Here is a 1,365-nt window from a genome sequence, read left to right as displayed (position 1 = left end):
CCTTTGGGAAACGATTAGGTGGCGAAAAAGCAGGGATTGGTTATACGGGGCATTTGCAAGATCCAGACCTAGGCTTAACGTATATGCAGGCACGATACTATGATCCACTTATCGGCCGTTTTTATTCGAATGATCCTAAAAATGCGGCATCTTTTCTATCTAAAGTCAGGATTCAAGGATTTAACAGATACGCTTATGCTGCGAATAACCCATATAAATATGTTGATCCAGACGGCAGAGATTACAAAGAAATGTATATTTCACTCAAACTACCATTTGTTGGCTCTATGGATGTTGGAACTGTAAATTTTACACCTAATGCAAGTGACCAAGGAAATACAACTTCAGGTATTTTTGTCCGCTTTGGTAAAAGTGCGTCTAATGTGGAAAATGGAGCTTCGAAAGGAGCGTTAAAGCAAGAACCAACAATACAGACAAGAGGCGCTATTGCAGGCTTAACATTAGGTAAAGGCGCAGGTAGTCATACACAAGCAAATTTTGACGATCCTTCAGCTTCGCTAGATGTGGGGGCTGCGGTTGCAACCGTGTCCATCGGAGACTTTTCCGGCACAGAGTCCAGTGCTTCTGTTGAAATAGGTCCCTCTATTGGGGTCGATACAACTATAAGCAAATCATTTACACTAACAGGGAATGACGTTGAACAGGCTGTCGAGCGAGTGACAGACAAAGTTAGAGAAATTATGGAGTAGGCTATGGTAAAACACAAAAAATTTCAGTTAATACTGATTTCATTAGTTTTATGTATTATTGGTTTCAATTTTATTAGTATTAGTGGCGAATTCTTTTTGAATCCGTTTTATGTACTTAGTTTTATCATTGCCATTATATTGATTGTTAAATCAATTAACTACAAATGCCCTGATTGTGGGAGAAATCAAGTTATTCGCTCTTTCCTTAATTATAAGTTGCCGAAGAAAAAGTGTTATTCTTGTGGGAGTCGGTTAGACCCAAAGGACGATTAGTTGCAGTGTTCCCTGCAACTACGTCTAAACACACTGCTAAGTGTAGTGGCCAAATATTCTTGGTCACGCACTTAGAGGTTTAACATACATAAGCTAATTCGAATTTTCTAATACATTAAAATCCTGAGACACCCTTCGCATAAGTTATGCCCGACAGCCTAGTAATGACAAGCGTATTAACACTAAAATTTGGAACTATTCTTTAAGGTGTTAGTTATTAAATTTTCTACATCTTTATAAGCTACTAGAGCAATATTTTTGGCATAATAGCTTGCTATGAATACCTGTATATTCTCCAACTGCTTAGATGACAATGAATTAATGTACTTATCTTCATTAGCCAGCAATACAAACAATTCCTTTGCAACGCTATTAATACTAT

General features: G+C 37.7%; 2 protein-coding genes. One reads left to right on the top strand and one right to left on the bottom strand.

Annotated features, from left to right (window positions below):
• Positions 1-710, top strand: a 710-nt coding sequence (locus tag L2748_RS23900; protein WP_248957821.1) for an RHS repeat-associated core domain-containing protein, incomplete at its 5' end; no start/stop codon positions are given.
• Between the two features lie 455 nt (positions 711-1,165).
• On the opposite strand, the gene L2748_RS23895 is transcribed toward L2748_RS23900, so the two are convergent.
• Positions 1,166-1,365 (bottom strand): hypothetical protein (locus L2748_RS23895; protein WP_248957820.1); only part of this gene is annotated, 200 nt, incomplete at its 5' end.

The sequence above is a fragment of the Shewanella sairae genome, from assembly GCF_023283535.1.
Classification (GTDB): Bacteria; Pseudomonadota; Gammaproteobacteria; order Enterobacterales; family Shewanellaceae; genus Shewanella; species Shewanella sairae.
Note: the sequence above shows the minus strand (reverse complement) of the source record. Positions and strands in the feature narration are given on the sequence as shown.